This window comes from Pseudomonas sp. LBUM1652 (assembly GCF_059716105.1).
Genome location: NZ_CP166804.1, coordinates 6,201,626 through 6,225,693 on the forward strand (window position 1 = coordinate 6,201,626; position 24,068 = coordinate 6,225,693).

Annotated in this window: 23 protein-coding genes; all 23 read right to left on the reverse strand. The window is 60.4% G+C overall.

Annotated elements, in window-relative coordinates; genetic code table 11:
• Positions 1-20: 20 nt before the first annotated feature.
• On the reverse strand, positions 21-1,022 hold the full coding sequence (locus tag ACA069_RS28130) for a serine/threonine-protein kinase (protein ID WP_187677127.1): 1,002 nt from the start codon (positions 1,020-1,022) through the stop codon (positions 21-23).
• The gene (locus tag ACA069_RS28135) at positions 1,019-1,747 is read right to left on the reverse strand and encodes a PP2C family protein-serine/threonine phosphatase (protein WP_187677128.1); all 729 of its coding nucleotides are present in this window, start codon (positions 1,745-1,747) and stop codon (positions 1,019-1,021) included. Before ACA069_RS28135 ends, ACA069_RS28130 begins: the two co-directional genes overlap by 4 nt.
• The gene (gene tssM, locus ACA069_RS28140) at positions 1,747-5,286 is read right to left on the reverse strand and encodes a type VI secretion system membrane subunit TssM (RefSeq protein WP_497615631.1); all 3,540 of its coding nucleotides are present in this window, start codon (positions 5,284-5,286) and stop codon (positions 1,747-1,749) included. The genes ACA069_RS28135 and tssM overlap by 1 nt, the downstream gene beginning before the upstream one ends.
• 13 nt (positions 5,287-5,299) lie before the next feature.
• Positions 5,300-6,175 carry a type IVB secretion system protein IcmH/DotU gene (gene icmH / locus ACA069_RS28145; protein WP_095187890.1) on the reverse strand — a complete coding sequence of 292 codons (876 nt, stop codon included), beginning with the start codon at positions 6,173-6,175 and terminating at the stop codon, positions 5,300-5,302.
• A 5-nt stretch (positions 6,176-6,180) separates the two neighbouring features.
• Positions 6,181-7,512 (reverse strand): type VI secretion system baseplate subunit TssK, encoded by a 1,332-nt coding sequence (gene tssK, locus ACA069_RS28150; protein ID WP_497615632.1) that lies wholly within the window; start codon positions 7,510-7,512, stop codon positions 6,181-6,183.
• A gap of 2 nt (positions 7,513-7,514) precedes the next feature.
• A complete protein-coding gene (tssJ, locus tag ACA069_RS28155; RefSeq protein WP_497615633.1) occupies positions 7,515-8,015 on the reverse strand; it encodes a type VI secretion system lipoprotein TssJ in 501 nt (166 codons plus the stop codon).
• Between the two features lie 5 nt (positions 8,016-8,020).
• On the reverse strand, positions 8,021-9,217 hold the full coding sequence (gene tagH, locus ACA069_RS28160; RefSeq protein WP_187677132.1) for a type VI secretion system-associated FHA domain protein TagH: 1,197 nt from the start codon (positions 9,215-9,217) through the stop codon (positions 8,021-8,023).
• An 18-nt stretch (positions 9,218-9,235) separates the two neighbouring features.
• On the reverse strand, positions 9,236-9,376 hold the full coding sequence (locus tag ACA069_RS28165) for a hypothetical protein (protein ID WP_003229566.1): 141 nt from the start codon (positions 9,374-9,376) through the stop codon (positions 9,236-9,238).
• 93 nt (positions 9,377-9,469) lie between these two features.
• Entirely contained in the window at positions 9,470-10,990 is a 1,521-nt protein-coding gene (locus ACA069_RS28170; protein WP_497615634.1) for a sigma-54 interaction domain-containing protein, read from the reverse strand.
• A 10-nt stretch (positions 10,991-11,000) separates the two neighbouring features.
• Positions 11,001-13,658 carry a type VI secretion system ATPase TssH gene (gene tssH / locus ACA069_RS28175; RefSeq protein ID WP_497615635.1) on the reverse strand — a complete coding sequence of 886 codons (2,658 nt, stop codon included), beginning with the start codon at positions 13,656-13,658 and terminating at the stop codon, positions 11,001-11,003.
• Positions 13,659-13,669: 11 nt separating this feature from the next.
• On the reverse strand, positions 13,670-14,677 hold the full coding sequence (gene tssG, locus ACA069_RS28180; RefSeq protein ID WP_187677135.1) for a type VI secretion system baseplate subunit TssG: 1,008 nt from the start codon (positions 14,675-14,677) through the stop codon (positions 13,670-13,672).
• Positions 14,641-16,428: a type VI secretion system baseplate subunit TssF gene (tssF, locus tag ACA069_RS28185; protein WP_187677136.1), complete on the reverse strand. Its 1,788-nt coding sequence runs from the start codon at positions 16,426-16,428 to the stop codon at positions 14,641-14,643. Before tssF ends, tssG begins: the two co-directional genes overlap by 37 nt.
• 27 nt (positions 16,429-16,455) lie before the next feature.
• Positions 16,456-16,881 carry a hypothetical protein gene (locus ACA069_RS28190; protein WP_489880216.1) on the reverse strand — a complete coding sequence of 142 codons (426 nt, stop codon included), beginning with the start codon at positions 16,879-16,881 and terminating at the stop codon, positions 16,456-16,458.
• On the reverse strand, positions 16,874-17,290 hold the full coding sequence (locus ACA069_RS28195; RefSeq protein ID WP_187677138.1) for a hypothetical protein: 417 nt from the start codon (positions 17,288-17,290) through the stop codon (positions 16,874-16,876). The genes ACA069_RS28190 and ACA069_RS28195 overlap by 8 nt, the downstream gene beginning before the upstream one ends.
• Positions 17,290-17,664, reverse strand: a complete 375-nt coding sequence (locus ACA069_RS28200; RefSeq protein WP_187677139.1) for a hypothetical protein — start codon at positions 17,662-17,664, stop codon at positions 17,290-17,292. The genes ACA069_RS28195 and ACA069_RS28200 overlap by 1 nt, the downstream gene beginning before the upstream one ends.
• A gap of 22 nt (positions 17,665-17,686) precedes the next feature.
• Complete coding sequence (locus ACA069_RS28205) at positions 17,687-18,094, reverse strand: hypothetical protein (protein ID WP_489880214.1); 408 nt, start codon at positions 18,092-18,094, stop codon at positions 17,687-17,689.
• A 22-nt stretch (positions 18,095-18,116) separates the two neighbouring features.
• Complete coding sequence (locus ACA069_RS28210) at positions 18,117-18,461, reverse strand: hypothetical protein (RefSeq protein WP_150694286.1); 345 nt, start codon at positions 18,459-18,461, stop codon at positions 18,117-18,119.
• A complete protein-coding gene (locus ACA069_RS28215) occupies positions 18,451-19,275 on the reverse strand; it encodes a hypothetical protein (protein WP_187677140.1) in 825 nt (274 codons plus the stop codon). Before ACA069_RS28215 ends, ACA069_RS28210 begins: the two co-directional genes overlap by 11 nt.
• Before the next feature lie 14 nt (positions 19,276-19,289).
• On the reverse strand, positions 19,290-19,790 hold the full coding sequence (locus tag ACA069_RS28220; protein ID WP_489880213.1) for a PAAR domain-containing protein: 501 nt from the start codon (positions 19,788-19,790) through the stop codon (positions 19,290-19,292).
• A gap of 11 nt (positions 19,791-19,801) precedes the next feature.
• Positions 19,802-20,209, reverse strand: a complete 408-nt coding sequence (gene tssE / locus ACA069_RS28225; RefSeq protein ID WP_497615636.1) for a type VI secretion system baseplate subunit TssE — start codon at positions 20,207-20,209, stop codon at positions 19,802-19,804.
• Positions 20,210-20,218: 9 nt separating this feature from the next.
• Entirely contained in the window at positions 20,219-21,694 is a 1,476-nt protein-coding gene (tssC, locus tag ACA069_RS28230) for a type VI secretion system contractile sheath large subunit (RefSeq protein WP_497615637.1), read from the reverse strand.
• Positions 21,695-21,720: 26 nt separating this feature from the next.
• The gene (gene tssB / locus ACA069_RS28235) at positions 21,721-22,224 is read right to left on the reverse strand and encodes a type VI secretion system contractile sheath small subunit (RefSeq protein WP_042561805.1); all 504 of its coding nucleotides are present in this window, start codon (positions 22,222-22,224) and stop codon (positions 21,721-21,723) included.
• Positions 22,225-22,256: 32 nt separating this feature from the next.
• A complete protein-coding gene (tssA, locus tag ACA069_RS28240; RefSeq protein ID WP_497615638.1) occupies positions 22,257-23,819 on the reverse strand; it encodes a type VI secretion system protein TssA in 1,563 nt (520 codons plus the stop codon).
• Between the last annotated feature and the right edge of the window lie 249 nt (positions 23,820-24,068).

Here is a 24,068-nt window from a genome sequence, read left to right on the forward strand (position 1 = left end):
CCCTGTTCGAATGTCATCCGTTACGCCCGAAGTCGCAGACGTTGTAGCCAGGACGAAGTGGCGCCCATGGCGTCACGCAGTTGGTCGGCAGTGATGGTGCGTGCTGCCGGATCAAAGCTCAGCGCGGTTTGCAGCGCTGGCCAACAGTGTTTCGGTAGGTTTTGCGGTGCTTGCAGTTCGCGCTCCAGGTGCTCGTCGCGGGCCTGGGTCGAGGGCAAGCGGCGGAACGGGTGTTTGCCGCTCGCCAGTTCATAGATCACGCAGGCCACGCCGTACACGTCCGCGCTGGCCGACAACGGTTGGCCCTCAAGCAGTTCGGGGGCGGCGTAGCCCGGGGTCCAGGCGTTAAAGCGCTCACGGCTGAGGTGTGGCAGACCGGGCAAGGTGCCCTCTTCTGCCTGGCCCAAACCGAAGTCGAAGAGGCGCAGGCCGTCTTCGCTGAGCATGACGTTGCTCGGTTTCATGTCACCGTGCAGCACGCCGCGACGGTGGGCATAAGCCAACGTGTCGAGCAGCGGCAGCACGATGTCGCGCAGTTCTTTCCACGGCAGGCCGAGGGGCCGCTCGCAGAGCAATTTGTCCAGGGTCAGGCCACGCATGTATTCCATGGTGATGAAGGCCCGCTGGCAGTCAGTGTCGACTTCAAAGGTGTGTGCGCGCACAACGTTGTCGTGGCGCAGGCGTCGGGTCAGGGCGAACTCGCTGTAGAGCAAGGCACTGGCGTCCGGCGACTCGGCAAATTCTTCGCTGAGGATTTTCAGCGCAATGTAAGGGTCGGGATCGCCGAACTGTTCGTGCAGCAGATCCCTTGCCCGGTAGACAGCACCCATGCCGCCCGCCCCGAGCAGACGCTCGAGGTGGTAGCGACCGGCGAGCACGTCCGGCAGCGCACCGATGCTGGCCTTGGTCGGGGCCAGCGCAGGCTCTGCGTTGTTGGACTTGGCGAAGGCGAAGTAGGTCAGGTTGTTGGCCTGTTCTTCGCTCATCAGCAAGTCATCGATTGGCGATTCGATATTGGTCATTGGCGGATCACCACGGCAGTCAGGTTGTCGCGAGCGGAGCCCCGCAGGGCGCCGTCGAACAAACGTTCCAGCGCCACGTGTGGCGCACTCAGACTGAGGGCGTTGCCGAGGGCATCGCTGCTCAGGCCTTGGTACAAACCATCGCTGCACAGCAAAAACGCATCGCCCGGATACACCTCAAGTTCCAGCACATCCAGGGTCAGTGTTTCGGCCGCACCAACAGCTCGGGTCAATGCCTGAGCCGCCGGGTGCGCCGCCGCCTGTTCGACGCTCATTTGCTGTTCGTCGATCAGTTGTTGTTGCAGCGAATGGTCTTTGGACAGCTGATACAGACGCTGCCCGCGCCACATATAGCAACGGCTGTCGCCGGCCCAGATGCAGGCCGCGCGATTGCCTTCCACCAGCAGCGCCACGACGGTGCTGCCCATGATGCTGTCGTGACGGCCGGCAGTGACGGTCAACTCCTGCCCCAAACGCCGGTTCAGCCAGTGCAAGCACTGGCGGATGGCTTTGAGGCGTTCGTCGAAGTCCTCGTGTTGCGGCAGTTCAGCCAGGCTGGCGACGATCAACTGGCTGGCGATGTCGCCACCCTGATGACCGCCCATGCCGTCCGCGACCACCCACAGCCCCTGCTGTGGCGAGTCGAGGAAGGCATCTTCGTTGCGCGCCCGCACCTTGCCCGGGTCGGTACGCGCCGCGCTGCGCCAGGTACTGGCCACGAGCATCAGAGCTGCACCGGCATACGGAAGGTGCGCAGTACGCCCATGTCGAACGGGTTCGGCGTGCGTTGGCTGGTCAGCAGGTAGTTGGCGCGCAGGCCACCCACGTCGGCTTTCAGCACCAGCACGTCGCGACCGGTCAGGTACTCGGTCTGCATCAGGTCGAACAGACGGAACAGCGACCATGGACCGGAGTTCTTCTCGATACCGATCGGACGCCCGGCCATTTTGTCCATGACCAGGCTGGTGCGGCCGTCTTCAGCATCGGTCGGCCACTTGAACGACATTGGCAGGATCGGGCCGTGACGGTATTCCATGGTCTTGTCGCCGAACTTGAATTCGGAACGGCTGACCGCCGGATCGAGTGTGTACGGCTCAAGTTTGAACTGCACGGTCGGCTCGGCCGGGTTGATCGAGAAGAAGCTCTGACGAATTGTCAGCGCTGCAGCCATCTGATCGAGGTAGACCTTGGACACCGGCAGGCTGTGGCCGTCGACGCTGCGCATCCGGTAGTTGCCCGGATCACCGCTGACGAACGGACGCATGTAGCTGTCGAAGAAGCGGTCGACGGTGCCTTGAGCCCGGAAGAACTCGCGGAAGTCGCTGATCGCCACGTCGCTGGTGCTGCTGGCGCTGAACGGATAACGCTTGCTGATGGTTTTGCCATACACGCTGTACAGCTCGTTCTGATAACGGCCGTTCAGGTATTGGTAAGCATCGTTGAGCACCAGGCGCCACGAGTCTTCGGCCAGCACGTTGAACCACACGCTCAGCGGACGCGGCAGACGACCCGAGGCGGCACGCAGGTTGGTCAGCGCATCACGCTGGCCGCTCATGCGGGTTTTCGCCATTTCGAACGCGGCTTGTTCCGGCGTACTGGAACGGGCCAGACCGGACAGTTGCAGTTGCAGGTCGTTGAGCGCGCTGAGGGCCGGGGTCAGGTCAGCGGCCGGGCCGTTGTTGTCATCGAGCAAACGATGCAGCGGTTCGAAGCGACGTTGCAGCGATTTCTTCGCGGTGTCCGGCAGGTTTTTCGCGACGTTCAGGGCCGAAGCCTTGTCCGCCACAGCCGACGCCAGTTTGCCGACTTTGCCAATCTTGCCCTTCTGGCCGGCCAGCGCATCAGCGGCATCACCAGCTTCATCCACCGGATCGGCGGCGGCTTCGAAGCGGGTGTTTTCGCGGACTTCAGTCAGCAATGCCAGTACCGGCGAGTTGGCCGAAGTCAGGCCCGCCAATTGCTCGGCGCCTTCACCGGCGTCGCTGATCGGCGGCAAAGCCACCTGGCCAACGGCCTCGCTCCAGTAGTTGGCGTAGTCGCGGAAGTACAGTTGCTCCAGCTCGACCATCAGGCGACGCAAGTCCATGTCACTGATGCCCACGCCTTCACCCAGCACCCAGTTGTCACGCAGGATGTCGGTGACCAGCGCCGAACCCTGCACCGAGAAGTACTGCTGATAACCCTGTTGGGTGTAGAAACCCGGGATCACGTACTCGGTGCCGATAAACAACGAGCCCTGTGGGCCGAGGTGTTGGCTGAAGCGGTATTCCGGCAGGTTGCGCGCCTGCTCGCGGAGCATGCGATAGACCACGGTCGCCAGTGATTCGGCGCGCAGAACCTGACGTGCCTGCGTCACCAACTGATCGTTCAGAGGGTAGATAAACGGCTGCTTCAGCAGGCGTTCGAGGTGGGTGTTCAGACCGTTCTGCACCGCGGTGTTGCCGGTGTAGCGCTGCGACCAGTCAGTGGCGACCCAGTCCTTGAGCCATGCGGCGTCGCGACGATCTTTCATGTTCAACATCAGGTACGCACGCAGGCTGTTGAGCAGCTTTTCGCGGTCCTTCATGTTGGCGCGGATCTGCCCTTCGAGCATGGTCGCAACCCGTGGCAGCAGTTGCGTTTCAAGCTCGCGCTCATAAGCCACTTTGACCACTGGATTGACGTCTTCGCCCTGATACAGACCACCACGCTCGTGGTACGAGACGTCGCCCTTTTTCGGGAACGCCTGCGTCGCCGCGTAGCTGGTGTCGAGGGTTTTCAGCGCGCCCATCGCGTCATCACGCGGGGACAGCGCCGTGCGTTGCTGAGTCCAGTTCTGTGCCAGTGTGCGCAGGTTTTCCAGCCGCTCGTAGTTGGCCGAGAATCCGCCCGCCCAAAGCATGCCGAACAGCGCCAGTGCCGCCAGTGCGCCGACGTACAGCGCGCGCTGGCCCCAATGAATGCGGCTGCGTTCGCGTTTGTCCAGACCGGCCAGATCGGCCTCGGGGAAAATCACCTGGCTGAACAGATGATGGATGAAACGCGAACGACCGCTGCGCAGAGTCGGCAGCACACCGGCATTCATGCCGAGACTGGCGCCGATGCCGGCGGTGGTTGCGTCCATCTCTTGCGTCAGGTGCGGGGCGCTGGTCAGGTAGAAACCACGCAGTTGCGTGGCACGCTGATAACGGTTGCCGGTGAACGCCATGTCGACGAACAGGCACAGGCGCTCGCCGATCTGCCCCAGTTGATGCGGGAAGTCGAGGATGCGGCCACGGCGCTGGGTATCGCGCTCGGAGTGCATGCGCATGATCACCTGGCTGTTGAGGCGACGCAGCAGTTCTTCGAACTCGTTGCGCAGCACAGCCACGTCGGTGCCCTGTTGATCCTTGCGGAAACTGGTACCGAGCACCTGATCGCTTTCTTCGCGGGTCAGTTGATCGAAGAACTCGTCGAAGCCCAGCAGCTTGTCAGCCTTGCTCAGCACCAGATAGACCGGTACGTCGACGTGCAGCTTCTGATAGACGTCTTGCAGACGACCACGAACCTGGCGCGCCAGGGTGTCGATGTCCTGCTCGCTGCCACCGGTGAGGGTTTCCACCGGAATGGTCACCAGCACGCCGTTCAACGGACGGCCGCGACGACGCTTGCGCAGCAGCTCCAGCAAGGTGCGCCAGGCGCTGCCGTCGACTTCGGCGTCCGGCTGGGTGGTGTAGCGCCCGGCGGTGTCGATCAGTACACCATGGTCGGCGAAGTACCAGTCGCAATGCCGGGTGCCGAGGGTGTCGCGGGTCAGCTTGCGGTCGATCTTGTTGATCGGGAATTCCAGACCGGAAAAGTCCAGCAGGCTGGTCTTGCCCGAGGCCTGTGGGCCGATCAGCAGATACCACGGCAAGTCACTGCGCCAGCGCTCGCTGCGGCCGCGATACAGGCTCGAAGTCTTCAGGGTTTTCAGCGCGTCTTTGAAGCGCGCCTTCAACTCTTTCTGCTCGTCGTCGATCAACTCTTCACGGCGGATACGATCCTGGCCGTCTTCGGTGGCTTCGACTTCTTTCTTGCGTACACCGGCGCGCCAGCTGACGAAGACCATGGTCAGGCCCCAGATCAGGAACAGCACGCTGATGGTCAGCAGGCGCGAGGTCGCGCTCTCCCAGAACTTGTAGTCATCTACCGCCAACAATGGACCTGCGAACCACACCAGCAGCGCCACGAACAGCACCAGCAGCAGGGTCCAGACCCAGGTCTGGCGCAGGAAGGCGCCGACTTTCTTGAAAAACTTTTTCATCACACGTCCCTGTTTACGGCTGCGACTGCGGTTGAACCGCGGCTGGATCAAGCGGCTGATAAGGTTGCAGAACGGTGTCGCGCTGCTCGCCCAAGACCCAGGCGAAGCCCGAATACATCACCACCAGACAGACGAAAGTGAACAACACCACCATCCACGCCGGCACGATGCGCACCAGGTTGCGACGCTGATCGTTCAGGCCTTCCCAGTGCGGCGACAACTCGCGCGGCACATCGCCACGCAACTGACGGATCTGGCGATACAAGGCATCGCGGATGCCTTCGAGTTCGAGCATGCCGCGCGCCTGTACGCGGTACTTGCCCTCGAAACCGAGGGACAGGCACAGGTACATCAGCTCCAGCATCGGCAGGTGCTTGACCGGGTTCTTCGACAACCGATCGAGCAGCTGGAAGAACTTCTCGCCACCGAAAGTTTCGTTGTGGAAGCTGCTGAGCAGGCTCATCTGCGACCACTCGCTTTCGTTGCCCCACGGCGTGGTCACGACGGCTTCGTCGACCACGGTGCAGAGCACGTAACGCGCGGCCATCACCTGGCTGCTTTCGGCGCCATTGTGCAGGGCGCGCACTTCAAACAGCTTGAGCCCGGCGGTCAGGCGCTCGTTGAGCGCGTACAAATCTTCGCGGGTCTCGCTGTGTTTGAGGCGCACCACTTCCGAGAGCAGTTCGGACGACGCCGCCACCAGCGAGTTGAGGCTGATATTGAACGCTTCCGCCGGACGCAGGCGCGCGGCGTAGATCATGCGTTCTTCCAGTTGCTCGAAACGCGGCGGCGCGGCGAAGTCGGTCAGCGGACTGGCTGCCGGTCCGTGGCCCTGACGATCGAGCAGGACGGTTTTGTCGTCCTGGTTGTAATCCGTTTCCTTGATCATGTCGGTCAGTTCCTGATGGCCCAGAATTTCAGTTCAAGCTCGGCGAATTCGCCGGACACGTGGAACGCGAAGCCGCCGGAGCGCTCGAGTTGTGCCAGGTCTTCGGAACTGAGTTCGAGGATGAAATAGGTTTTGTTGGAGTGGAACGCGATCTGCCGCGGGGCCACCGGCAACGGTTTGACCTTGATCCCCGGCAAGTGCAGGTTGACCAGTTGGCGGATGCGCTCCACCGGGCCGACCTTGAGGTGCGCCGGCAGGCGCTGGCGCAGTTCTTCGGAGTCGCAGTTGGCACTGGCCGCCAGCACGAACGAAGCCGAGCCGAGCAGTTTGTGGTCGTGCAACGGCGACACGATGATGCCGTACTGACGCGCTTGCAGGATCAGTTCGATGGCGTGCTGTTCGAGCACCATCGACAGCACCTGACGAATCGCTTCCATCAGTTTGCGGAAGCTCGCGCCCTGGTCGGCGTGGGAGTAGCGGCTGTCCAGACGCGGGCGTTTGCTCTCGCCGGAGAAGGTCGCCAGATCGCCGAGCATGGTCAGCAGCGTGCGATACAACTCTTCAGGGTGCACCTGCTCCAGACCCAGATAGTGGCGCAGCAGCAGTTCAGTGCGGTTGATCAGTTGCAGCATCATGAAGTCGCCGACTTCCGCACCGCCGACCTTGCCGTTGGAGCGAATCCGCTCGGCAATGGTGTCGCCACGGTGGCTGAGCATGCTGATGACTTCTTTCAGGCACGACAGCAAGTAGCTGGAGGCGTGGGCCTGAATGTAGGTCGGCACGAAGTCCGGATCGAGGCTGATCACGCCGTCGGGCGTGGTGTCGAGCACGTCGCAGATCTTCAGCTTTACGTAGGCCTGATCGCTCTGCTGCTCGCCGAGCAACAGTTTGAAATCCGGGCGACCGCAGCTGACCTGGCTGGCGGAATCGTCGCCGGCGTTGGAGTCGGCCACTTCGGCGTCGTACGCGGTGTAACGCGCGAGCACGTCGGACTGCTCCGGACGGCGCGCCTCGATGTGGTTGCCGGTGACCAGCGGCAGTGCCAGGTAGATCGGTGTGTTGCCGGTGTTCGGCGGCACGTCCAGCGCCAGCGGTTCGGTGTTGCCACCGAGTTCGAACAGGCTGCCGTCCGGCAGAATCCCCGAGGCTTCACTGATCACCAGTTTGCCCATGTTGAGGAACTGCAAGTCGATCTCCAGATTGAGGAAACCCCAGGTGTAGCCACCCAGCAATTGGGTGCGGGTTTTCATCTGGTGATCGAAGTAGCGATCGTTGTGCTGGAAGTGCTGCGGACGCAGCAGCATGCCTTCCTGCCAAATGACTTTATGGGTATTCATGTTCAGTCATCCGCCTTGGCGATCACTTCGTGGGTGTTGCGGATACCAGCCTGATCGAGGGTCAGATCAGCGTCGGTGAGCTCCAGCGGAGTGATCTGCACCGTGTAGCGCCATTTGGTTTCCGGCAGGTCGCGGTAGGCGGCGAGGATGCCGACGTAACGGCTGCCCTCCTCTACGCTGAGTTTCAGCTCCACGGTTTCCCCCGGGCGCAGTTCGAGTTCTTCGCTGGCCACCAGATCCGGGTTGAGGGATTCCTTGGCGCGCTCGTAAAGGCTGAAGAAGTCAGCGTTCTCGAAGGTCACCGGGTGCTTGAGTTCGAACAGGCGCACCACGATCGGCGAAGGACGGCCGTTGAGATCCGGGTTCAACTGATCGCTGCCGGTCAGTTTCAGGTTGACCTTGGTCACTTTCGAGTACGGCGACAGCGACGAGCAACCGGCGAGCAGCACCAGCACGGTGAGCGCAGTCAGCGTCTTGAAAAAAGCGGTCGAGCGGCGAGACATGCGCATCATCCTTGGTGGTCGGTGTGGAGGGTGGAGATCAGGCGGATCTGTTCTTCGTAGGCCTGAGCGAAGTCGCGGGCCAGCAGACGCTCGCTCCAGTCATCGTCCTGACGCAGCGCCTGGTGATAACGGCCGAACGCTCTCCAGCGCCCGCCGGACGTGGCGATCAGTGGCTTGTTGTCGCGCTCGAAACGCAGGGTCAGTTGCTCCGGCGAGAAGTGCTCCAGCGTGCCGCGCACAGCGGCGCGGCTGGCGGTCAGCAAAGCCACCTGATGCGCCTGCAAGTCACGGAACGCGCGAGAGATGGCTTGCTCGGCCGGCAGATGCCCGGGCTTGCTCGGCTGCAACAGAATCTGCAGTGCTTCGCTCGGGTCGACGGCGAATTTCAGCGGATTCTTGTTGGTGCCTTGCACGGTGGTCTGGGCCAGACGCAGTTCATTTTTCAGCTCCGAACGGGTGCGCAGGCTCTGCTGCAAACCGCCGATGCTCTGACGCAGCAGACGCGCGGCGTTCAGCGCCAGGGCTTCGCGTTCGTCATGGCTGAGGCCTTTGACATCCACACCCAGCGCAGCACCGAAGTGATCCCAGAAACCTTCGCTCTGACGCTCGACGGCTTTAGGCGCCGGAGCAGGCTCAGGTTCGGCGGGCGCGGCGATCAGTTCCGGCACCATCAGGCTTTCCATGTCGATGCGCGCGTAGTCGGCACGCTGACGGGAGTCTTCAGGCTTGGTGTTCGGCGCCAGCAGTTCGTCGATTTCCGAGTAGACGCGCTCTTGCTGTTCGAGGGCGTTAAGCGGATCGAGATCGAGGAACGCGTCGTCGGGGATGATGCTGCCGGCAGCGCGCGGACGGCCGACTTCACCGTCGAAGGTTGCCGGGTCACGCACCAGTCGCGCGCGAATCTCGAAGTCACCCAGCACGTAGGTGCTGCCGTGCTCGATGCGCATCGGTTCGCCCTTGTGCAGGCGTGCGCCGCTTGTGCCGTCCTGAACACCATTGCTGCTGGTGTCGGTCAGGAAAAACGTGCCTTCGCGGTAGCTGACAATCGCGTGATGATTGGACAGATGACGCTTGCGGTCAGGGATGATCCAGTCGCAGTCCTCGCCCCGCCCGATCACGCCGCCGGCCTGTTTGAAGGTCTTCTGGCACAACTCGGTGGGCACGAACTGCTTGGTGTTCAGCATTTCGAAAACCAATTCCATGTTTGATGCTCCTTGCGGTCACTTGCCGCGATTGACCGCTTGCGGATCACCCAACGGGCGATAGTCGTTGTCGTTGAATTTGTAATTGCCGCTACAGCCGCCAAGGCCGCATAGAACGACGAGGGTCAGCAGGACAGCGTGCCAGTGACGAACAGACATCAGAGGGTCTCCAGGGGTAGACAAAGCACAAAGCGCCAACCCTTGCGGGCGGCGCTGAAATTGTTTTTTTGCGGGGAAATCGATGATTTTGGCCTACCCATCGAAATCTCCCAGATTGATGTTCAACCGCCCGAGGCGATACAGCAGCGTGCGCCGGGGCAGGCCCAGTTCGCGGGCGGCGAGGGTCTGGTTGCCGTCGTTTTTGCGCAGGCAATCGAGCAGTAAAGTGCGCTCGACCTGTTCCAGGCGTTCGCGCAGATTCAGACCGCTGCTGTCTTCAGGCATCGGCTCCATGCGCAGGGAAAAATGCTCGGCGAGCAACTCGCCGCCCTCGCACAACAGCACCGCGCGTTCGACCAGCGCCTTGAGTTCGCGAACGTTGCCGGGGAAGGTGTAACCGCACAGGTGCTCAAGCGCCCCGTCCGACCAGCGCACCGGATCACGCTGCAAGAAGGTGCAGGTCTTTTCGGCGAAGTGCCGAGCCAGATCGAGGATGTCGCCTTCGCGCTGGCGCAGGGCCGGCAACTCGATCGGGAATTGCGCGAGGCGGTAGTACAAGTCCTCGCGGAATTTACCTTCGCTGACCAGCACCGACAGATCGCGGTGCGTCGCGGCGATGATGCGCACGTCGATCTTGTGCGTGTCGTTGGAACCCAGCGGACGGATCTCGCCTTCCTGCAACACGCGCAGGATCTTGGCCTGCAACGACAGCGGCATGTCACCAATTTCGTCGAGCAACAGCGTGCCGCCATTGGCCGCGTCGAACAGCCCGGCGCGGTCGCGGTCGGCACCGGTGAAGGCACCTTTGCGATAACCGAACAGTTCGCTTTCCAGCAGGTTTTCCGGGAACGCCGCGCAGTTCTGCACGATGAACGCCTGGGAACGACGCGGGCCGCAATCATGAATCGCCCGCGCCACGACTTCCTTGCCGGTACCGGTCTCGCCGCGCAACAGCACGGTGTACGGGCTGTGCAGGACTTTGCTGATCAGCGAGTAGGTCTGACGCATCGCCGCGCTTTTGCCGATCAACCCGTAACCGCTGATGCTCGGCACACTGCGCAGTGCCGGTTCCATTACATCCAGCGGCTGACGCAGGCGTTGCAGCAAATGCAATTGCCCCAGCACAAACGAGCCGAGCTGGCCGAGCGAATCAGCAAAGCCCTGCAGGTCGGTGCGATGACGACTGGCACACAGCAGCAAGCCTTCGACAGCCTTGTGCTGATTGACCAGCGGCACGCACAACAGCGACTGCCACGGCGTCGTCGCGGCGGGCAGGAAACTGGTTTCGTGCAGGCTGCCGCTGAGGTCGTCGAGGCACACCACGCGGTTCTGGCACAGAGCGAATTGCAACAGTTGCTCACCGTTGTAATCCGCCGGCAGGCTCGCGGCCTGACGCGGTTGCAACGCACCGTCGAGGTACTCGGCGTTCATCCCGAGGCACGTGTGGGTGGCGTCGAGCAGATACAGCTGCGTCAATTCGCAGCCACTCAACTCGGCCAACCCACGCACGAATTCACCCAGCAACGCAGCACCGTCCGCCGCCCGCGACAGACTGGCGAACTGCGCCAGCAACGCTTCGGCATAGACCAGCGGCTGCGGCACTTGAGTGAACATCACGCCCACCTCAGGCGAACTCGCACATCACGCTGGCGTTGCCGTCGAGCGTGGCATGCACACGCTTGAGGCTTTCGCCGGTGGCCATCGCGTCGAGCAGACGATCCGCCACCAGCGGCAGTACGTGCTGATCAAGCAGATGATCAATCAGGCGTGCGCCGCTTTCGCTTTGCGTGCAGCGCTCGGACAGGTGATCGACGAGGTTCTGGCACCAGCTGAAATCCAGCTGACGACGGTTGAGGCGCTCGCCGAGACGACCGAGTTTGATCTCGATCAGCTCGCGCAATACCGGGCCACCGACCGGGTAGTACGGCACCACTTTCATCCGCGCCAGCAGCGCCGGCTTGAAGTGTTTGCTGAGTACTGGGCGAATGGTTTCTTCGAGCAGTTCGGCGGTTGGCCGCGCGCCGTCTTCGCAGAGGTCGCTGATCTTGTCGCTACCGAGGTTCGAGGTCATCAGGATCAACGTATTGCGGAAGTCGATCTCGCGACCTTCGCCGTCGTTGGCCACGCCTTTGTCGAAGATTTGGTAGAACAGGTTGAGCACGTCCGGATCAGCCTTTTCGACTTCATCGAGCAGCACCACCGAGTACGGTTTCTGGCGCACGGCTTCGGTAAGCATGCCGCCCTCGCCGTAACCGACGTAGCCCGGCGGTGCACCGATCAGGCGCGAGACGGTGTGCTTCTCCTGGAACTCGGACATGTTGATGGTGGTGATGAAACGATCACCGCCGTACAGCAGATCGGCGAGTGCCAGTGCGGTTTCGGTCTTGCCGACGCCGCTCGGGCCAACCAGCAGGAACACGCCGACCGGCGCATCAGGCTTGTTCAGGCCGGCGGCGGTGGCGCGCATCGAGCGGTCCAGGGCGTGTACGGCTTGTTCCTGACCACGGATGCGCGTGCGCAGGTCGGTGGCGAAACTGGCGACTTTGGCGTTGTGCTCACGGGCCAGTTGCGCCAGCGGCACGCCAGTCCAGGCGCTGATCACTTCAGCCACCAGACGCGGGCAGACTTCGAAGCTGACCAGACGCTCTTTGACTTGCGCGGCGGTCAGAGCACTGTGGGTTTCGTTGAGCTGGGCTTCCAGCGCTTCAACGCTTTGGCCTTCCTCGACTTCGGCTGCAATCGTTTCGATCACGGTGCCTTCAGCGTCTTCTTCAACGTTGACGGTCGGCTCGACGGCGGCAGCTTCGCGGGCCTTGGCCAGTTGCTGACGCAGCTCCAACAGACGCTCGGCCAGTTGCTTCTGCTCAGTCCACAGGGTTTCCAGCGCGACCATTTCGTTTTCGGCTTCGTCCAGGCGCGCTTCCAGTGCTTCCAGCGCTTCGTGGTCGATCAGCAGACCGGCTTCGGCATCGCGGCGCAGGGCCTGACGCTGACGCCCACCTTCGGCCAGTTCGCCACGCAGACGCTCCAGGCTTTCCGGGGCGGCGGCGAGGCTGATGCGCACGCGGGCGCACGCAGTATCGAGGACGTCGACGGCTTTGTCCGGCAGTTGCCGACCGGCCAGATAACGCGCGGACAGTTCGGCGGCAGACACCACCGCGTCATCACGCAGGTAGATGCCGTGGCTCTTCTCGTAGACCTGAGCCAGACCACGGAGGATGGTCACCGCTTCGCTGACAGTCGGTTCGTGCAATTGCACTGGTTGGAAACGACGGGCCAGGGCCGGGTCTTTCTCGAAGTATTTTTTGTACTCGGCCCAAGTGGTCGCGGCGATGGTGCGCAGCTCACCCCGAGCCAGTGCCGGTTTCAGCAGGTTGGCCGCGTCGGAACCACCGGCATTGCCGCCCGCGCCGATCAGGGTGTGGGCTTCGTCGATGAACAGAATGATCGGCTTCGGCGAGGCTTTGACCTCGTCGATCACGCCTTTGAGACGGCGTTCGAATTCGCCTTTGACGCTGGCGCCAGCCTGCAACAGGCCCATGTCCAGCGACAGCAGCTCAACGCCTTTGAGCACTTGCGGCACTTCACCGGCAGCAATGCGCGAGGCCAGGCCTTCGACGATGGCGGTTTTACCGACACCGGCCTCACCGACCACGATCGGGTTGTTTTTGCGGCGACGGGCAAGGATATCGACCATCTGACGGATCGCGCCGTCGCGGCACAGCACCGGGTCGAGTTTGCCGTCACGGGCCTGTTGGGTCAGGTTGTGGGTGAAACGCTGCAACAGCGATTCGCCCTGCGCGGCCGGTTTGCCATTGGCCGCCGGTTGTTCCTGTTGCGACAGAGCAAATTCTTTCAGGCGATCGATGTTCAGCTTGGCGAGCAGCGGCTGATAACGGCTGCCGGCATAACGCATCGGGTTACGCAGCAGGGCGAGGATCAGCGCGGCGTCTTCGACCTGGGTCTGGCCCAGTTCGAGGTTGGCCACCAACAGGGCGTCTTGCAGCCATTGCACCAGTTCCGGGGCGAACACCGGGTTGCGCGAAGCGCTGTGTTCAACGCGCGATTGCAGCGCGGCACTCAGCTCACCGGCGTCGACGTCAGCATCTTGCAACGCGCGTGCGAGCAAGCCGTTCGGACGCTCCAGCAGGCCGAGCATCAAGTCTTCGACGAGGATCTTGCTGCCGCCACGGGCAACGCAACGCTCGGCCGAACGCTCCAGATCACGACGGGTTTCGGCGTCCAGCGCCTGGATGAGTTGTTGCAGGTCTACGTTGATCATGGCTCACGTCCTTAATGAATTTTGCTGCCCAGGGTCACCACGCCGTCCGCTTTTTCGCGGCCCAGCCAACTGGTCCAACCGAGGCGACAGGCGTTCTGCTCACCAATGCGCAGTTCGCGGATTTCTTCCTGGCGCAAAACCAGGCGAATGTCGTAATCGAGCGGGTCACGCAGGGTGAACCGCACCAGCGCGCAGAGCGGCTGGTAACCGAAGCCGATCGGCAGGAATTCGTGGAATCGCTGCCAGTCGAGTTGGGTGATGTGAATGCGGAATTTGCCGCTGCGGTCGCGCACGTGTTCACCGAGCACCAGGTCTTCGCCGAGCATGCTATTGGCACGCCCCAAACGATTGCGCTGCTCTTCGAGAATTTCCACGCGGCGCTCGATGCACTGCTCGATGACCAGGTCTTCGTGCTTGAAGTAGTAACGCAGCACGGCTTCGATCAGCGCCGCCGAGTGCGCCCGCAAGCTGAGCAGGCCGAGGTACGGCAGCAGGCGTTTCCAGTTGAGTTCCTTGGCCTTGCGGATCTCGTCACCGCCCAGACCGATCAGCGCGAACAGTTGCGACGAGAACGGGTCGATCGCGCCGCTCTGGAAACTCGCGCGGTAGCGGTACTTGCGCCAGATCGGCAGCATCAGCCGTTGCAGGCGATGGTGGAACAGGTCGAGGAAATTGCGCGTCGGGTTGCCGTCTTCGCTGTCGCCCAGTGCCTGCTCGCCGTAGAACGCCGGCAGCGGCGAGCCGGAACCGACCAGCCCGATCAGGTTGAACCGCATGCGCGCGCGCATCTGCCCGTGCTCTTCGAAAAACTCCACGCGATCGACATCGCTGCGCGGGAATCCGAGGCTCGGGTTGGCCTGGAACTCGACGTGATCGTACAAATCGTCTTCGCTCAGGTGCGGGTGTGCCTCGCGCAGCCGGTCGATCACCAGCAGCACGGCCTGAAACAGCGAGTATTCGCGTATTACCCGGGTCAACCCGCTTAAAGCAGGGGTTGCAGACCCATACGTGGTGTCCATTGGTACACCTCTCCCTGTGTGCTTTTTACCCGCAGCTCATGGAATGAATTGAGACTGGCGTAAAGCGCGAAAAACTCGTTAAGAACCGAAGCGAAAACGAACAGGTCGCCTTCGCCGATATACCCTTCCGGGTCGATGGTCAGTTCGGTGCGCAAACCGCGCACCGGCAGGCCACGGTGCAACCGATCGACGTGGTGGTGCTTGATGTGTTTGAGGCCGCCGAGCAGGCGCTTGCTGACCTTCTCCGCGTGCTGGTCGTAGTAGCGCGGCAGGTCGTAGGTTTCCAGAATCACCTTCAACGCATTGACGTCGGCCAGCGACAGATAGTTAAGCGACATGTTGCTGATCAGCTTCCACAGGAAGTCACGGTTCAGCGGCGGCGCAAAACTCGATGTGGCCGGGGTGATGTTGCGGAAACTCAGGAATTCCGGGGTCTCTTCGCAGGCCATGCAGATGTCGCCGAGCTTGAGCTTGCGCGGCAGGTTCTGGTTGGTGCACATCAGCTCGATCGACAGGGTTTCATGGGCTTCGGTGTGGCGAATACCGAAGCTCAGGTAAGTGTCGAGGCCGTCGTGCAGCAAGGACGAACGCTGTCGAATGCTGTAATGCGGACGGCTGTTGGGCACGTCGAAACTCGGGTCGTGCTCGAAGGATTCGAACGGCACGTACTCCTGATAACCGAGGCCGCCGGGCTTCCAGCCAGTCACGGTTTCCACCGAGAACACGCCGCAGTTTTCCAGATCGTATTCCGCTGGCAGCAGCAGGTATTCGTCCTGCTTGCCGTCGAGGCGAATCGGCAATGCGTCGTGCGCGAACAGGTTGGCAATCGGCGTGCAGAACAGCTTCACGTTGTCCAGGGTCGGACGCATGCGCATGATCCCGCTCTTGCGGATATCAAAGCGCAACTCCAGGCCGCGCATCTGCTTGAGGGTGTCTTCCGGCAGTGCCTTGAGAATGTCCAGACCGTTGACGTCGACGAACAGGAACTTGTCCTGAAAGGCGAAGTATTCCTGCAGGTAGCGATAGCCCCGGAAGGTGTTCAGCGGATACGGAATCAGCGCTTCTTCTTCGGCAAAGCCCACCGGTTTGACCCGGTCACCGGGAATCTTGAACGCCATCGGTTTGCCGCTGACGCCATCAATCGGCTTGCCGGCGCCGTCGAGCGGGATCAGCTCGATGCCTTCGAGGTTGCGCAGCAGGCTCAGGTAAAGCATCTGGCTGATGTAGCGCTCACCGGCAAAGTGCAGGCGCAGTTTGCTCAGCTCCAACTCGCCGAGGTGGCCGTCGGCGCTCATTTCCAGACGCAGGCTGAGCAACGACCCGTCGCCCTTCACCGAGTAGTTCAGCGCGGCCAGATCCAGCGGCAACACCTCGGTCGGGTAGCAGGTGCGGAAGCGGCAGCGCACGTCTTCGATCGGCTTGCTTTCCACCGGCGTATCGCGCTCGACCACCAGCGCCGGACCCGAACGCTTGAGCGGATCGAACTGCAAAATGCTGAACGCCGGCAGCGGGCGCATGTAGTTCGGCCACAGCAATTGCATCAGGGAATGGCTGAGCTCCGGCAACTCGTCATCGAGTTTCTGGCGCAGCCGCCCGGTCAGAAACGCAAAGCCTTCCAGCAACCGCTCCACATCCGGATCCCGCCCGGCCTGCCCCAGATACGGCGCCAACGCCGGACTACGCTCGGCGAAACGGCGACCGAGTTGGCGCAGTGCGGTGAGTTCGCTTTGGTAGTAGTGGTTAAAGGACACGGGTTACCTGCCTGGTAGTGGAACTCATCAAAAAAATATCCTGTAGACCGCGACCGTCACGCCGGCACTGACGTAACCGCCAATCAGGAGAAACGGCACAATCGAGATCCAGCCGTACGCCATGTAAGCGTCACTGGACGGCCCGACGAGCAGACTGAACAAGCCATACAGCATCCATGGCACGGCGTAGAACGGGATGAACTTCACCGGCGCCCACCAAACCATCCGCAGTGCCTGTTGCTCGTTGCGGCTCTGCGCCGATCGGGACATCCACAGCGAAAAACCCAGAAACCCGGGAACTCCCCACCACAACAGGTACTGCCAATAAATCCCGGACGACTCGGGTGTTGAGTACTCGCCATTCCACAGGCCATAGGAACTGATCGCCAACACCGCCAGCAATGGCCACCACAAGGCGGCCATGAAGAAGCTCAGTTGCGCACGGCTAAGCATGAGCAGGACTCGCAGGCGACGTCTGTCGCATCAGCGCAAGCCTCTCCCAACGCAGTTCAATGACCTGCGTGAGCAGAATCGCCAACAACGTGACTCCGCCTTGGGCCACGGTGTAGAACAGCGCACGTAGCGGGTAGTCAGGCACCATCATGAACAGAATCCAGGCAACCATCAGAGCGAGCAGACCGAGCTTGGCCCACAGGTTCGGGATGATCGCGGCCAGCGCGTTTATGCCAAAAAATATGTAGATGAACATGTAGTGGGCGATGCCAATCGCCACGCCACGGGTGGTGAATCCGCCGTTGAAAGCCTTGTAGGCCACAACCACTGCGTTATTCAGAAACACGTAGGCCACACATCCCGCCGCGTGGATCGCCAGACAGAGTGCAAGACGCGCATAGATATTCATCACTGCGCCACTCCCTGCTTTTTCGGCGTGATCGCCATCCCCGAATACACATAGAGCTCGACGCCGTCATAGCCGCCAATGGCTGCAGCGCTCAATGGGTAGCTGTCCCGCGTGCCGTATCGAACCCAGCCCTCAGTCCACACTCCGCCACTCTCGTGGCGAATCTCGACGTAATAGTCCGGCGCCTCGTTCCTGGTAACTTCAACGAATACCCCGCCATCCTCGGCGCCAACCCACAACGCGTTGGGATGAGCGAACAGCTTTGGTTTGGTCGAGCTTTCCATTCGCAACAGCAGCGCGAAGCCGACCAGAATCACCAGCAAACCAACCGAGCTGAGAAAAGCGACAAGACATTGCCAGGCTCTGAGTTTCATTGAGCCGACCCGAACATGTGCGTCATGGACAGAACGCCCCATCAGTAATGACCCATGAACGAACAGCTTTTTCTTCAGTTCTTTCGGTGCTTGCGACAGCCTTTCGCAACGTCTGCGCGTCGATGGTTTTGGTCCCCGTCGAGCTCTTAATCGACAGGCTGTACTGGTCGCTGATCTGACCGGCTACGTCCTCGCCGAACGATCTGTAGTTGGCGATAGTTCTGCGCTGATTTGGATTCAACACCAAGCGGCGGGCTTTATCGTCATAGTTGGAGTCATGCACCACGGACAATTCCAGAGGCACGCCACAGGTGTTCAGCAGGAAAACATTATTGCTGTAGACCTGCTGAGCGGCGTAGGTAGTCACTGGGATGAAAAACGTGAAAAACACTGCCCCGCCCGACATCGAAATCATCCTTGACTGTTTCATGAGCAGATCGATGCCTCGCTGATCATTTCTTCGTACCTTGTTTCGCACTGCACCATGTTTTGAAATTCAGACGATCAAACCCCTGACAAACATTTGCTTTGGAAATAAAAATGTAAGGCGCAGCCGCGTCATAAGAAAAATAATAATAATTTTCCCCATCCTGACCGTAGATCCAATAAGAAGACGACCCTTGATTTATCTCATAAGGTTCAAATGCGAGGATTGAAGATTCCGCAGGAATAAAATTAACGCCGTCCATTAACAGCATCAGCGAATTGGAGAAAATATTTGTCCACACGACAACCCCCACAGCCAAAATGCCGGCAGCAAGCGCAAGAGTGGTAGACGTCGAGAGTTTATCTTTCATAAAAATACAACCACGCCGTACCTGCTTTCGCTGCGTCTAACAACGTCATAGCATCGGTTGAATACTTTTCGGCAAGCGGCCCCGAACCGTTGTAGGAAGCAATCACCTTTTTCAACTGGTCTGCGGACAGCACCCCGGAGTGACAGCGAGTCCCGGTAGCCCGGTCAACCAGTTCACGTAGATGGCCGGCGCAATAGTAGAGGTCCGCCTTCCAGTCATCACCCGGGATTCGCGTGTCTTGGTTCCACCCGAAAATCCGGTACTGAACGTCTTCGGGCAATGGTTTCTTGCAGTAATAGTTCTCTGTGTATTGAACGGACTTCTGCAATGTTGCCCTACTCATATTGGCAAAGCCGCTGGAGCCACCGGCCAACTTGTCCGGGACGGCATCGAAAGCCAAGTTGTCAACAATCGCCAGCAGAGTGGTCAGCGACCGTTCGCCGAATTGCATGGATTGAAGAAATTTACTGCCCTTAGGTCCATTCTCCTGCTGCAGAATAACCGCCAGCAAAATATGCGGGACGCCATAATATTCAGCCGCCTGCTTTATCCAGACACGAATTTCTGTATCAGAGAAACTTGCCTTAAGCATTTCCTTGGTTTTTGGCACGTACCACATAATTTGCAACGGAGAAGGCAGCTCGCCGGTATAGCTCGGGATGCTGTCGTAGCCAGCCAGCGTTGTGACTTCTTTTCCGTTACAGCGGCAAACCTGCAACTCTACCGGCGCAACCTCAGAGGTTTTTGTGCTCGCGGCCGCGCCAGCTGGCACATATTCCTGCCCATCCTTGTTGATTTTTTCAGCCTCGGCCATGAACGAGTACTCCCTCAGCTCTCAATAAAAACTTCGATTTTTTCGGAAGCTGTATGGGCCTTCACGCGATGAGTCAGGCCCAACTCATTGGTGATTCCACTTTCGAGAGAACCATCCGCTCGACGGAGTAGGTATTTAGTATCGGCAAGCGGATTGCCCAGACCGTTCTTGAGCTGGAACTGAGCATCAAAGCCCGGAATGATCAAAGGCAACGGAGGCACAAATGACGCTGGCGAATGCGAATTCCCGATAATCACCGTCCCGGAACCTGCCGTGACCTTGTTGCCATGCGTACCCACCGAATCAACAGTGGCGGCAGGCTTGCCGTTGATCAACACAGTGGTCGCCAAACCTCCCGACATCGCACCACCACACGCCGAGGCATCGCCTTGGCGGGCGGCCGCGAGGCCGTCGAAGAACACGTCGCCGGAACCGGCGGCGATCGGGTTGGTACCGTGGCCTGGAAGTGGGCAAGCGGTGGGGTCGGATACGCGTGCTGCGGGTTTGCCAGACATCGGGGTTCTCCTTAGTTGACCTTCACTTGTCCGCTGCCATCCAGGCGCGCGGAAAAACTGACCTGACGCTTGAAACCTTCAACTTCCAGAAGCCCTTCGATACTGAAGGCCAGGCGAAGCTGATCGTGGTCACGCGGCAGGGAAATGACACGCACGTTGCTCAGGCGCGGCTCGTAGGCTTCGATGAAGCTTTCGATGGCCAGGCGGGCCTGACTCAGGGAGTCGTGCAGGCTCAGACGCATGTCATTGAGATCGGGCAACCCGTAGTCGGACAGCGTTTGCACGCTGCCGGCCCGGGTGCTGAGCATTTTGGCCAGATGGGCAGCGACTGACGCCATGGCAGAAACCTCGAGGCTCCTGCCCTTGCGTTTTTCCGCGTCGCCATTGAGACGTTCGAAAAGGCTGCCGTATCCGTCCATGAGTCGCTCTTACTCTTTGTCCAGCTTGCCAACCAGCGACAGGGTGAAATCGGCACCCATGTACTTGAAGTGCGGACGCACGTTCAAGCTCACGCGGTACCAGCCCGGCTCGCCTTCAACGTCGCTGACGATGATTTGCGCAGCGCGCAGCGGACGACGGCCACGTACTTCGGCGCTCGGGTTTTCCTGGTCGGCCACGTACTGGCGGATCCACTTGTTGAGTTCCAGCTCGAGGTCGGTACGTTCTTTCCACGAACCGAGTTGCTCGCGCTGCAGCACTTTCAAGTAGTGAGCCAGGCGGTTGACGATCATCATGTACGGCAGTTGGGTGCCGAGCTTGTAGTTCAGCTCTGCTGCCTTGCCTTCTGCGCTGATGCCGAAGAACTTCGGCTTCTGCACCGAGCTTGCGGAGAAGAACGCCGCGTTGTCGGAGCCTTTACGCATGGTCAGGGAGATGAAGCCTTCCTCGGCCAGTTCGTATTCACGACGGTCGGAAACCAATACTTCGGTAGGAATCTTGGTTTCGATTTCGCCCATGCTTTCGAAGTGGTGCAGCGGCAGATCTTCAACCGCGCCACCGCTCTGTGGGCCGATGATGTTCGGGCACCAGCGGAATTTGGCGAAGCTGTCGGTCAGCTTGGTGCCGAACGCGTAGGCAGTGTTGCCCCACAGGTAGTGCTCGTGGCTGTTGGCAACGGTTTCCTTGTACACGAACGATTTGACCGGGTTTTCTTCCGGGTCGTACGGGTTACGCAGCAGGAAACGTGGCACAGTCAGGCCAACGTAGCGGGAGTCTTCCGAGGTACGGAAGCTCTGCCATTTGGCGAATTGCGGGCCTTCGAAGTGGTCTTTCAGATCTTTCAGATCCGGCAGGCCGGTGAAGCTTTCCAGACCGAAGAACTTCGGACCGGCCGCAGCGATGAACGGCGCGTGGGACATGCAGGCTACGCTGGAAACGTACTGCATCAGTTTCACGTCCGGCGAGCTTGGGGACATGTAGTAGTTGGCAATGATCGCGCCAACCGGCTGACCACCGAACTGGCCGTATTCAGCGGTGTAGATGTGCTTGTACAGGCCCGACTGCATGACTTCCGGCGAATCTTCGAAATCGTCCAGCAGGTCGTCTTTGGAGACGTTGAGGATTTCAATCTTGATGTTTTCGCGGAAGTTGGTGCGATCGACCAGCAACTGCAAACCACGCCATGCCGATTCCAGCGACTGGAAGTCCGGGTGGTGCAGGATTTCGTCCATCTGACGGCTGAGCTTGGCATCGATCTCGGCGATCATGCGGTCAACCATGGCTTTCTTGACCGGTTCACCGTTGTTCTGCGGCTTGAGCAGCTCTTCGATGAAGGCCGACACACCGCGCTTGGCGATGTCGTAGGCTTCGTCGTCCGGTGTCAGGCGGGTTTCGGCGATGATGCTGTCGAGAATGCTGTACTCGCCGCTCGCGGCGCCTTTCTCTTGTGCTGCACTAGTGCTCATTGTGTTGGCTTCCTTGGCTGCTGGGTTCAGGCGTCGGTGGCTGCGGCGTTCAGGCCCAGCTCACCGAGTACGCGACCGCGGGATTCGTCGTCGGCGAGCACGCCTTCGATGGCTTTACGGAAAGCAGGTGCGTTACCCAGCGGGCCTTTGAGGGCTACCAGCGCGTCACGCAGTTCCATCAGCTTTTTCAGCTCAGGCACTTGCTCGACCAGGCTGGCCGGGTTGAAGTCCTTCATCGAATTGACGCGCAGTTGCACGCCCAACTCTTCAGTGCTGCCTTCTTCCTGCAGACGGTTCGGCACGTTCATCGTCAGGCTAAGCTCTTGCTTGGCCAGCACTTCGTCGAAGGTCATCTTGTCGATGCTGATCGGCTTGCGATCTTCGATCTTGCGCTCGTCCTTGCGGTGGGTGTAGTCACCGATTGCCAGCAGTTTCAGCGGCAGTTCAATCTCTTCCTGAGCACCGCCGGTGGCGGGTTTGAAGGTGACGTTGATGCGTTCCTTGGGGGCTACCGAGCCTTCTTTGGCCATGGCTTTTCTCCTTGCGGTTGTGGCCCTGGGGCCTATTCGAGTACCACTTCGAGATCGAGGTGGCACAGCCTGCGATAAATCTCTTCCTTGCGTTCACGCACTGCATGGTTCTGCGGCAACAACTCGCAGCAACTGTGCAGCAGGTGCAGCACTTCCAATGCAAGATCGGGCTCCCAGGCGTGCAGGCCTGAGTCCTGTAATGTCTGATCGAGTGTTTCGAGCTGGTTCTTGGCCAGTTCGTATTTCTTGGCCATGAAACACAGGCGGGCGAGCGCGAACTGCCAGAAAAAGCGCTCGCGTCCACCGTGGGCCGACTGCAGCCCTTGCTTGAGGATCTGCACGGCAGGCTTGAGGCCTTCCTTGCGCAGAAGCGGCAAGACTTCTTCGAGGGCCTTTTCCCAGGCTGGCTGCGTCTGAACATCTTCGGTTTCGGCCTTGCGCGGCGCGCTGGCGCTTTGCAGGTGCGGCATGACATTGCCGGCGATCCACGCCCGGGTGGACGGATCGGCAAACGGCGCGCCGTCATGGAAACGACATTCGATGATGCCGGGCAGGCGCTGAACCAAAAGCGCGAAGTGGATTTCCACTTCGCGCATTGCCAACTCGGCGTTGAGGTTCTGGAGACACTCCCAGACCATTCGCTGGCCATCGAACCAGAACGGCGCCTTCGCCAGGCTCGCCTCCAGTTCCACCAGCAGATCCGCGTATTTGCCCTGATCGAAGCGATCCTGATATTGCTTGAGCTTGTCGACCGGCAGACCGCGCAGCACGGTGATCTGCTCGGCGTTGCGTTCGGGTACCGCGTCGATGGTCATCCACAGCAGCGTGCGATTCAGGCGCAGGGCGCGCAGGTCGGTGGCTTTCTGCTTGAGCCACCAGGCGCACAGCGGCCGCGCGCTTTCCTGCTGGGCGCGCAGTGCCTTGTGGGCGTCTTTTTCGTTGTCGATCGGTGCGCCGGGGGTGAGCAACTGGCTCGCGGCCTGCTTGACCTGCGCCACCGCCGCGCCCACTACCCCGGGTGCCGGCTGGTTGTCGGAAGCGCGCTGGATCATGGTTTTCAGGCGACGGGAGAGCGGCAGCAGCAGCGGCGCGTCATCACCCAGATGTTCGGTGCAGGCAGCGTCGAGGTCAGCCAGATGCTCGGAGAGCTGCCGGAACATCGGTAACTGCTCTTTGATCGCGATGTTTTCGGTGATGACCTGCTCAAGACGCGGCACCAGCCAGCCAATGGCGGCAGCACGGGTGCGGGGTTTGAGCGGGTGAACGTCGGCCCAGTTGTTTTCCGACAGATGGTGCAGCAATCCAAGACCGGCCAGCAGCCCGGGGAAGGATTCACGCTGGTACAGCGACCAGGTCAGCCAGGCGCCGACACGCAAATCCTTGGATTGGGTACGCAGGAGGTTTTCGCTGTTTTCGCGAATTTTCAGCCAGTCGATCTGCCCGCTTTCGTGCATCGACGAGGCTTTGGCCAGCTCGCTTTCCAGCGCCTCGAATTCGCTCGAAAAACGAACGTCTTCGCCCGCAAAATTCTCTTTGGAAACAGAGACTTTAGCGAGTTCGAGGTAATGGGCGGAAAGTTTGCTTGAGTAGGACATCCATGGCCTTTAATTAGGATTACAGTCAGGCGCCTTTTGGAGTTGCAACGGCGCGGGACAGTATCGAAGAGCAGTGACGCGACTCATCCAATTGAGTGAGTGCTCTTTCAAGTTGGCGCATCGTAATCACTATGATGGCCACTAGCAAGCATCTGATCAAACAACAAGACGAAGTGTTCATTGGCGCTTGTAAGAGATCGCCCTATATGTGGCAGGGGTTTCCCTGATGCCGTTTTATATGCTTCGCAT

Coding starts and splice junctions, on each gene's coding strand:
- tagH (WP_187677132.1), bottom strand. CDS start 9,217: ATGGAATTGGTTTTCGAAATGCTGAACACCAAGCAGTTCGTGCCCACC.
- ACA069_RS28195 (WP_187677138.1), bottom strand. CDS start 17,290: ATGAATATCTATGCGCGTCTTGCACTCTGTCTGGCGATCCACGCGGCG.
- ACA069_RS28200 (WP_187677139.1), bottom strand. CDS start 17,664: ATGAAACTCAGAGCCTGGCAATGTCTTGTCGCTTTTCTCAGCTCGGTT.
- tssA (WP_497615638.1), bottom strand. CDS start 23,819: ATGTCCTACTCAAGCAAACTTTCCGCCCATTACCTCGAACTCGCTAAA.
- ACA069_RS28205 (WP_489880214.1), bottom strand. CDS start 18,094: ATGAAACAGTCAAGGATGATTTCGATGTCGGGCGGGGCAGTGTTTTTC.
- tssJ (WP_497615633.1), bottom strand. CDS start 8,015: ATGTCTCGCCGCTCGACCGCTTTTTTCAAGACGCTGACTGCGCTCACC.
- ACA069_RS28165 (WP_003229566.1), bottom strand. CDS start 9,376: ATGTCTGTTCGTCACTGGCACGCTGTCCTGCTGACCCTCGTCGTTCTA.
- tssB (WP_042561805.1), bottom strand. CDS start 22,224: ATGGCCAAAGAAGGCTCGGTAGCCCCCAAGGAACGCATCAACGTCACC.
- ACA069_RS28210 (WP_150694286.1), bottom strand. CDS start 18,461: ATGAAAGATAAACTCTCGACGTCTACCACTCTTGCGCTTGCTGCCGGC.
- tssK (WP_497615632.1), bottom strand. CDS start 7,512: ATGAATACCCATAAAGTCATTTGGCAGGAAGGCATGCTGCTGCGTCCG.
- ACA069_RS28135 (WP_187677128.1), bottom strand. CDS start 1,747: ATGCTCGTGGCCAGTACCTGGCGCAGCGCGGCGCGTACCGACCCGGGC.
- tssG (WP_187677135.1), bottom strand. CDS start 14,677: ATGGACACCACGTATGGGTCTGCAACCCCTGCTTTAAGCGGGTTGACC.
- icmH (WP_095187890.1), bottom strand. CDS start 6,175: ATGATCAAGGAAACGGATTACAACCAGGACGACAAAACCGTCCTGCTC.
- ACA069_RS28220 (WP_489880213.1), bottom strand. CDS start 19,790: ATGTCTGGCAAACCCGCAGCACGCGTATCCGACCCCACCGCTTGCCCA.
- tssE (WP_497615636.1), bottom strand. CDS start 20,209: ATGGACGGATACGGCAGCCTTTTCGAACGTCTCAATGGCGACGCGGAA.
- tssH (WP_497615635.1), bottom strand. CDS start 13,658: ATGATCAACGTAGACCTGCAACAACTCATCCAGGCGCTGGACGCCGAA.
- ACA069_RS28170 (WP_497615634.1), bottom strand. CDS start 10,990: ATGTTCACTCAAGTGCCGCAGCCGCTGGTCTATGCCGAAGCGTTGCTG.
- tssC (WP_497615637.1), bottom strand. CDS start 21,694: ATGAGCACTAGTGCAGCACAAGAGAAAGGCGCCGCGAGCGGCGAGTAC.
- ACA069_RS28130 (WP_187677127.1), bottom strand. CDS start 1,022: ATGACCAATATCGAATCGCCAATCGATGACTTGCTGATGAGCGAAGAA.
- tssM (WP_497615631.1), bottom strand. CDS start 5,286: ATGAAAAAGTTTTTCAAGAAAGTCGGCGCCTTCCTGCGCCAGACCTGG.
- ACA069_RS28215 (WP_187677140.1), bottom strand. CDS start 19,275: ATGGCCGAGGCTGAAAAAATCAACAAGGATGGGCAGGAATATGTGCCA.
- ACA069_RS28190 (WP_489880216.1), bottom strand. CDS start 16,881: ATGCTTAGCCGTGCGCAACTGAGCTTCTTCATGGCCGCCTTGTGGTGG.